Source organism: Tenacibaculum bernardetii (assembly GCF_029125915.1).
Lineage (GTDB): Bacteria > Bacteroidota > Bacteroidia > Flavobacteriales > Flavobacteriaceae > Polaribacter > Polaribacter bernardetii.
The window spans coordinates 122,653-131,692 of sequence record NZ_JAQJCU010000009.1; the positions used below are offsets into that span (position 1 = coordinate 122,653).

Genomic DNA, 9,040 nt, shown 5'->3' on the forward strand with positions numbered 1-9,040 from the left:
TTTAATCTATTTTAGAAACTCTTTTTTTCTCTAATCTCTTTAATTTTAGCTCTTCTCTCCAGCTATATAAAACAGGAACAATAAAATACGAGGTAACATCAATTACCATTCCTCCAAAAATAGGAATTGCCATAGGTATCATAATATCACTTCCTTTTCCTGTGGATGTTAATACAGGTAATAATGCCAAAATGGTAGTTACGGTAGTCATTAAACACGGACGAATACGTTTCTCGGCAGCATGCAAAGCAGCAATTCGAATACTTTTTTTATCAGCAGGTTTCTCTCGTTGAAAAGTTTGAGTTAGATAGGTTGCCATCACCACACCATCATCTGTAGCAATACCAAATAAAGCAATAAAACCTACCCAAACAGCCACACTTAAATTAATGGTTTTCATATTGAAAAGCTCCCGCATATTCTCGCCAAAGAGATTAAAATTAAAAAACCAATCTTGGCCATATAACCAAATCATAATAAAACCACCAGCAAAAGCAACGGTAATTCCTGTAAACACCATTAATGATGTGGTTACAGATTTAAACTGAAAATAGAGGATTAAAAAGATAATGGCTAATGCTAATGGAACCACCACAGATAATGTTTTCTCTGCTCGTAACTGATTCTCATAAGTTCCTGTAAATTTATAACTGATCCCTTTAGGAACTATTAATTCTCCTGAATCTATTTTTTGTTGAAATAAAGCTTGTGCATTTTCAACAACAGCTACTTCTGCAAAACCATCTATTTTATCAAACAAAACATAACCGACTAAGAAAGTGTCTTCACTTTTAATAACTTGCGGACCTTGCTCATAACGAATCGTAGCCAATTCGCTTAAAGGAACCGGATTTCCTTTTTCTACAGGAATATAAATATCTTTTATATTTTCGGGATTACCACGTAGCTCTCTAGGGTAGCGAACACGAACTGCATAACGTTCTCTGCCTTCAACTGTTTGTGTTAAAGCCATACCACCAATGGCAACTTTTAAGACGCTTTGTACATCTTCAATAGAAATTCCGTAACGCGCTATTTTTTCTCTGTTGATATCAATTAATAAATAGGGTTTACCAACAATTCTATCAGCAAAAACAGCTTCTACTTTAACACCTTTAGCTTGTTTTAAAAGACTTTCTAGTTGCAAGCCAAAAGCTTCAATTTGTTTTAAATCTTGTCCTTTTACTTTAATTCCCATAGGTGCTCGCATACCAGTTTGTAGCATGACTAATCGCGTTTCAATAGGTTGTAGTTTTGGAGCAGAAGTAACACCTGGTAATTTGGTAACTCTTACAATTTCATTCCAAATATCATCTGGATTCTTAATTTCTGGTCGCCAATTACGATAGTATTCTCCATCATTATCTTCGATAAGTTGATCGTTTTTCACATTGAGCGCAGTCGAAATGTTTGTCGCTTTCTTCTCGACTGCGCTCGAACTGATAACTAGATTTTTATTATGGATTAGGTTTCCATTTTTCAATTCAAAAAAACCATCATTATTTACTTTATAGCGCTGTCTTTTTCCTTTGTCATTTCGCATGTATTCTGATTTATACTGAATCACGTTTTCATACATCGATAAAGGAGCCGGATCTAGAGCAGATGCTGTTCTACCAGCTTTTCCTACTACAGTTTTAATTTCTGGAATGGTAGCAACAGCCATGTCTAATTGTTGCAATACACGTTTATTTTCTTCTACGCCAGAATGTGGTAAAGAAGTAGGCATCAGTAAAAAAGAACCTTCATTTAAAGAAGGCATAAATTCTTTACCTGTATTATTCATTATCCAAGCTCCTGAAATAAGAACGGTTGTTGGAATGATTAAAAAAAGTAGTTTGTTAGCTAAAGCCCATCTTAATATTTGTTCGTAATAGATTCTTAAAACAGAAAATACGCCTAAAATTCCGAAGCAAATAATAGCCACAAAGATTAGGTTAATTAAAATGCTGCGATTAAAACCTAAAGGTCTCCAATATACTGCAAGAAGAAACACAATAGCAGCCGAAGCAATTATGATGTTTGTAAGGTTAACTTTTTTCTTATCAAGTTTTCCTAGAACACCAAGTAAGCCTATGACTCCGAAAGCAATTACAGCAATACCTAGCCAATTACCACTTATAATAACTACAAATCCTGCAATAATTAACGCTCCATTTATAATATGTTTAAACGAATTTTTAAGTGTTGTTTTCCTGAATAAATACGCTGCAAATGGCGGAATCAAAAACAAAGCAATTACTAAAGAAGCTGCTAAGGCCATTGTTTTTGTAAAAGCTAAAGGTCTAAAAAGTTTTCCTTCGGCACCAATCATTGTAAATACTGGTACAAAACTTATAATGGTTGTTAAAACAGCAGTTAAGATAGCGCCTGAAACTTCTGATGTAGCATTATAAACTACTTCGTTTATTGTATATGTTGTACCGTCTTTACGAAGACATAATTTTTTATCGTCGAGATGACGAATCATATTTTCGGCAAGTATGACGCCGACATCTACCATCGTTCCAATAGCAATTGCAATACCTGATAATGCCACAATATTAGCATCAACATTAAATAGTTTCATGGTAATAAAAACCATTAAAATAGCAACAGGCAATAATCCAGAAATTAATAAAGAGGCTCTTAAGTTAAAAACCATCACAATAATTACTAAAATGGTAATCAATATTTCTAATATCAATGCTTCGTTAAGGGTATCTAAGGTTTCTTCAATAAGTTCAGTTCGGTCGTAAAAAGGAACAACTGTTAATTGAGAGGTGCGTCCGTCTGGCAATACTTTAGTAGGTAAACCACCTTTTAGTTCTGCTATTTTTTCTTTTACATTGGTAATTACTTCCATCGGATTGGCTCCGTATCTAGCCACTACAACACCTCCAACAACTTCTGCACCTTCTTTATCTAATAAGCCTCTTCTGGTTGCTGGACCTAAAGATACTTTAGCAATATCTTTAATTTTAATGGCGGTATAGTCTTCGGATGTTACCACTGCATTTTCAATATCTTCAACTGATTTTACGTATCCTAAACCACGTACTAAATATTCAACTTGATTGATTTCTAAAGTCTGTGCTCCAATATCTTGATTACTACTTTTAACAGCTTTTACAACTTGATTTAAACCAATATTGTATTGACGCATTAATTCTGGGTTTACATCAATTTGGTATTCCTGAACATAGCCTCCAATAGAAGCAACTTCTGAAACACCACTTGCAGATGATAAGGCATATTTAACATAGTAGTCTTGTATACTTCTAAGTTCGTGTAAATCCCAACCACCGGTAACATTACCTTTTTCATCACGACCTTCTAGTGTATACCAATAAATCTGACCCAGTCCTGTGGCATCAGGTCCTAGAGCAGGATTTACGCCGTTTGGTAATAAATTACTTGGAAGTGAATTTAGTTTTTCTAAAATTCGACTACGACTCCAGTAAAACTCAATGTCTTCTTCAAAAATGATATAGATACTCGAGAAGCCAAACATAGACGAGCTACGAATCGTTTTTACGCCAGGAATACCGAGTAGGGAAGTGGTTAAAGGATACGTAATTTGATCTTCAATATCTTGAGGAGATCGACCATCCCATTTGGTAAATACAATTTGTTGATTTTCACCAATATCAGGAATCGCATCTACAGCAACAGGATTACTTGGTAAAAAACTAATATTCCAATTAAACGGTGCGTTTACAGTCCCCCAACCTATAAAAAGAATTAGTAATAATACTGCTACGAGTTTATTTTCTATTAGAAACTTAATGCTTTTATTTAGCATACACTTAATGTTTAAAACAATTAGATAATGGTATTTATAAGAATACCGAATACAAGAAATTATCCTAATGATAAAATCATAGGACAATGCAGTTTATTGTTTTAATACTTAAATTAAGTACGTCTCGTCTAATTTAAATAACTCTTTTGTGACGAGTGGTGGTTTGTATGTTTTAAAAGGAGAAATGTTATTATTAAACCCTTTAAAAAGGTTAATGTATGTATATAAAAAAGAAGTAATAAATTGCTGTTGCTCAAAGCTAAGAGAGTTAAAAGATGCTTGTAAGTTATCTTTACCTTCAAAAGCAATTTGTTTATCGTTACAACAATTTTTCTTTGTAATAGAGCATTCTTTAATAGGTGCTTTTTGCATTTTCATTCCGCATGTTTTTGCTTTGCGAAATAATGCAGTATCGATTAAAGTATCGCCACAAAAGTGCATATCTATAGTAAACGACATTGTAGATAGTAAGACTACCAAAGCCATTAAAAAAGATATTGTTTTATGGAGAATTTTTTTCATATGAATAACAAAGATACTAAACGTTGAGTAAATAGTATATTAATAAAAATGTAAAGGTAAATAGTGAAAAAATATAGTTGTTATTTCCCGATACAGAAGTTACCAAATATATGCCCTAAAATATCTTTGTCGACATCATACTCACCTGTTATGTTACCTAAATGACGCAAGCATTCACGAATATCTATAGAAAATAAATCTGTAGAAATTTCTAAATCGATTCCTTGTTGCACAGAAGCAATAGCAGTTAAAGCATTATTTAAAGCTTCGAAATGACGAGAATTGGTAACAATAGTTTCATTATTACTCAAGGCTCCTGTATTAACTAAAGAAGTTAATTCTGTCTTTAACTCATCAATGCCTGTTTTTTGTTTAGCAGAAAGTAAAATTAGGTTTTCAATTTCTGATTGTAGAACAGCAGAATCATGACAAGACAAGGTGTCAATTTTATTTGCAATTACTAATAGACGTTTGTTAGGAAAACGTTTTTGTATCGTTTCAATTTCTTGTAAAAATTCTTCACTAGAATAAGAAAATTTATTAGAATCGATTAAAAAGATAATTAATTGTGCATTTTCTGCTTTTTCGTATGCTTTTTTAATTCCGATGTTTTCAACAATATCTTCAGTTTCTCTAATTCCTGCAGTATCTATAAAACGAAAAGCAACACCGTCTATAATTAATTCGTCTTCAATAGCATCACGCGTAGTACCCGCAATATCAGATACAATTGCTTTTTCTTCGTTTAAAAGTGTGTTTAGTAAAGTTGATTTACCAACATTAGGTTCTCCTATAATTGCAACGGGAATTCCGTTTTTCATAGCATTACCAAAAGCAAAAGAATCGATTAATCGCTTTAAAACAAAAGTGATTTTAGCAACTAATTGCTTAAATTTGGTTCTATCAGCAAATTCAACATCTTCACCAGAAAAATCTAATTCTAGTTCTATTAAAGCAGCAAAATCTAATAATTGTACACGTAGTTCTTTTAATTCATTGGTAATTCCGCCACGCATTTGCTGAATAGCCATTTGATGACTTGCAGCAGAGTTTGATGCAATTACATCTGCTACAGCTTCCGCTTGCGATAAATCCATTTTTCCGTTTAAGAAAGCACGCATTGTAAACTCACCATTATCTGCCATTCTACAGCCATTTTTTAAAAATAACTGAATGATTTCTTGCTGAATAAAAACAGATCCGTGGCACGAAATTTCTACTACATTTTCACCAGTATAAGAACGTGGGTTTTTAAAAACAGAGACTAAAACTTCATCTAAGACAGTTGTATTATTAACAATGTGGCCTAAATGAATGGTATGTGTTTTCTGATTCAATAATGATTTTTTATTGGTTACAGATTTAAAAAAACTATCGACAATAGTAATAGCATTTTCTCCTGATAGTCTAATAACAGCAATAGCTCCAACACCAGATGGAGTTGCCATAGCAATAATTGTATCGTTTTGAATCATATTACAAAATTACCGATTAACAATTAAAATATATCATTTATTGGAGAGGATTTTTTTTCCTATACAAAGAGGGGGAAAATCCCCTTTTATTTAAATCTTGTTTTTTATAACTAAAAATATATACTACATTTGATATATCCATTTTAAAGACCTAAAAAATGGTTACCTCTTATAATTAATACTTAAACCCTATTAGTATTAATTTTTAATCCTCCTTAAAAAAATACCCTAACTATTAAGTCATATTTTTTATGATTTAATAAATAGTACACGCTTACAATTATATTTCCCTTTTATCCCTGTTATTGATCCCTTCTTTATAGCCAAAGTTATAAAGGTTTAAATCTTAAATAAATAAAATGCGTAAATATGGAACAGAAAATTACTCTAGCAATCAGTTTTCTTTTTTTTAATGTTTTTTTAATGAGTTCTCAGAGTCAAGTAGAAATTTCATTATTAAAATATAGTGAAGCACCGAATTCAAAAAAAGAACAAATACACAAATTTCAAATTAAGAATACCAGTAAAGAAACAGCTTTGTACAATATAGTTGTTTCTAATTCTTTGTGTAAAAATCAAAAAAACATAGAAACAGCATTAGAATATTCGTTGTTTGATGAGAACATGATATCTATTAAAAACGCTATTAGTATAGCCTCAAATAGCAAAAAAATACTTCACATAAAAATAACGAAGCCTTATAATTCTATATTAGATAGCTGGAATTGCTCTCAAATTGAGGTTTATAAAAACCAATCATCTTCCTTTAAAAATAACTCAGCCAAGATTTCTTCTTCAGCTAAGTTAACTCTAAAAACATTTATACCAAATACCAAGAACTATAACTAAGCGCTTACTAATGCTTATTAAACTCTTTTAATTATGAAAAAAATTACTCACTTAATTTTATTTTCTGTAGGCTTGGTGTTTCTTTTTAATATAGGAAATATTAGTGCTCAGGAAAAAGCAACTTTTAAACCTCGTTTTTCAGAAGCCGTAAATGGTAATGTAACGATGATTGCAAATAACGTACTATCAAGACATAAATCAGATAATTATAATGGATCAGCAGGGAATCACGATTTTACGAATAACGTTTTTGTTGATATTGATAATGAAAACACATTTAATTCTAGTAATGCAGAATTTATAAATCCAGAACCATCATTAGCTTGTTTAGGTATTAAAAAAGCCTATTTATATTGGGCTGCTGCTGATATGGAAGAAGATGATTTAGAAGATGAACCAAATTGGAATTATAATCAAGTTAAAATAAAACTTCCAGGCGAAGTAAATTATCAAACAATTACAGCTGATGAAGTTATTTACAGAGGAAGAACAGAGCATTTTGTAAACGATCCTTATGTTTGTTTTAAAGATATAACAAATCAGGTAAGTTCATTAAATTCAGCATACGGAGTTTATCAAGTAGCAAATGTAAGAGCCAAAAAAGGCGGTTTAACATCTCATGGAGGTGGTAATACAGGAACTTCAGGAGGATGGCAAATTGTTTTTATATATGAAAGCCCAGTGCTACCAGCTAAGAATATTTCATTATTTGATGGTTACGGTCACATGACAAAAGACTTAGGTGAATTAACAATATCATTTACAGGTTTTACAACTTTGCCAGGAAATCAACAAGTAAATGCTGATATTGTAATTGGGGCTTTAGAAGGGGATAGAGATTTATCAGGCGATAAATTACAAATTCAAAAAGTTAATAATACTTGGGAAAATTTATCTTATAGTAATAGTGCAAATCAAGTAGTAAGAAGTGCTAATAATTTTTTTAATAGTAAGATAACAAAAAACGGAAATAATTTTACAAACAGATACCCATCAAGTGAAAACACATTAGGTTTTGATGCTGATGTATTTCCTTTAAGTAACCCCAATAATAGTGTTATTGGTAATAATCAACAATCTGCTAAAATAAAACTAATCTCAGATCAAGAAACTTATGGGTTATTTTTAATAGGACTTTCTGTTGATGTTTGGAAGCCAGATTTAGCACCTTTAGTTTTATCGAGCACTCCCGCTAATGGAGCTTCTGTTAATGTAGGTAGTTTGGTAAACATGTCTTTTCAAATTAAAAACAATGGGAACGATAACGTTAAAGATTTAGTTACAGCTGTTGATATTCCAGAAGAAGTAGATTTAATTGAGCCAATAACATCTTTACCAACAGGTGTTTCTTATAATTATAATTCAACAACAAGAAAATTAACGTTTACTTCTGTGAACGGAATTACAGATATTGCAGATCAAGCATATGCTATAAATTACCAAGTAAAAGTAAAAGAGCAATGTTATTTTTTAGAAACAAAATGTTCTGAAGAGTTTCAGTTACAAATGCAAGCAACTTATAAAGGAATAAAGAATACAAACACACAAACTACAAAAAGCTCAAGTACTACGATTAATTGTGGTATTGGAGATGAAAAACCTATAACTATTAAAATTAACCGTCCAGCAGAAGCAGATTGGGTTACAGTAGTAAATTCATTAGATAGAAAAATATCATGTGATGATACAGGTGAATTAGAAGCCGCTCAATTATTAAAACCAACGTTAAGTTGTGATTTAATAATAACTAAAGTCTCAGGAGACTTTATTGAATCTAATAATTGTCCTACTATTGGAACTTACACTAACACATGGACATTTACAGATATTTGTGGACGAAAAAGCGATGAGTATGTTCAAGTGATTACCATTAAAGATACAGGAGCACCAATAATTACTTGCCCTATAGTATCAACTAGTTATAATTTAGACGAAAATTCGTGTACCTATGAAGGTACATTTATTGCCACAGCGATGGATACTTGTAGTGAAGCAACGATAACATATAAAGTTAATGGAATCCCAATTAATTTTCCATATAATTTTCCAGAAGGAACAACAATTGTTACAGCAATAGCTAAAGATGATTGTAACAACATATCAGAACCATGTACATTCGAAGTCGTTGTTCAGGATAAGACACCGCCTGTAATCACATTAACAGGAGCAGCAGCAATGACTTTAGAATCATGTGCTACTTATATCGAAGAAGGAGCTACAGTAACCGATTGTGAGACAGGCTTAACGGTTGTTATCGATGCGAGTGCAGTTGATATGAGTACACCAGGAACTTATACAGTAACCTATAATGTAAGTGATACCGCAGGAAATGAAGCAACAGAAGTAACAAGAGCTGTAACAGTTCAAGATACTACTGAACCTGTAATCACATTAACCGGATCGAATCCAC

General features: G+C 31.9%; 5 protein-coding genes. 2 read left to right on the forward strand and 3 right to left on the reverse strand.

The window, feature by feature from the left end:
* Position 1: 1 nt before the first annotated feature.
* The 3 genes from P2G10_RS09385 to mnmE form a co-directional block, all read right to left on the reverse strand.
* A complete protein-coding gene (locus P2G10_RS09385; RefSeq protein ID WP_275316272.1) occupies positions 2-3,784 on the reverse strand; it encodes an efflux RND transporter permease subunit in 3,783 nt (1,260 codons plus the stop codon).
* A 108-nt stretch (positions 3,785-3,892) separates the two neighbouring features.
* Entirely contained in the window at positions 3,893-4,306 is a 414-nt protein-coding gene (locus tag P2G10_RS09390) for an HYC_CC_PP family protein (RefSeq protein ID WP_275316273.1), read from the reverse strand.
* Between the two features lie 80 nt (positions 4,307-4,386).
* Complete coding sequence (mnmE, locus tag P2G10_RS09395) at positions 4,387-5,781, reverse strand: tRNA uridine-5-carboxymethylaminomethyl(34) synthesis GTPase MnmE (protein WP_275316274.1); 1,395 nt, start codon at positions 5,779-5,781, stop codon at positions 4,387-4,389.
* 369 nt (positions 5,782-6,150) lie between these two features.
* Here mnmE and P2G10_RS09400 point away from each other — a divergent pair, with 369 nt between their 5' ends.
* Complete coding sequence (locus P2G10_RS09400; RefSeq protein ID WP_275316275.1) at positions 6,151-6,630, forward strand: hypothetical protein; 480 nt, start codon at positions 6,151-6,153, stop codon at positions 6,628-6,630.
* 33 nt (positions 6,631-6,663) lie between these two features.
* On the forward strand, positions 6,664-9,040 hold a 2,377-nt coding region (locus P2G10_RS09405; protein WP_275316276.1), incomplete at its 3' end, for a DUF5011 domain-containing protein.

Excerpts from the sequence above, each read along its gene's own strand:
- P2G10_RS09385 (WP_275316272.1), bottom strand. The coding sequence starts at position 3,784 with ATGCTAAATAAAAGCATTAAGTTTCTAATAGAAAATAAACTCGTAGCA.
- P2G10_RS09390 (WP_275316273.1), bottom strand. The coding sequence starts at position 4,306 with ATGAAAAAAATTCTCCATAAAACAATATCTTTTTTAATGGCTTTGGTA.
- mnmE (WP_275316274.1), bottom strand. The coding sequence starts at position 5,781 with ATGATTCAAAACGATACAATTATTGCTATGGCAACTCCATCTGGTGTT.
- P2G10_RS09400 (WP_275316275.1), top strand. The coding sequence starts at position 6,151 with ATGGAACAGAAAATTACTCTAGCAATCAGTTTTCTTTTTTTTAATGTT.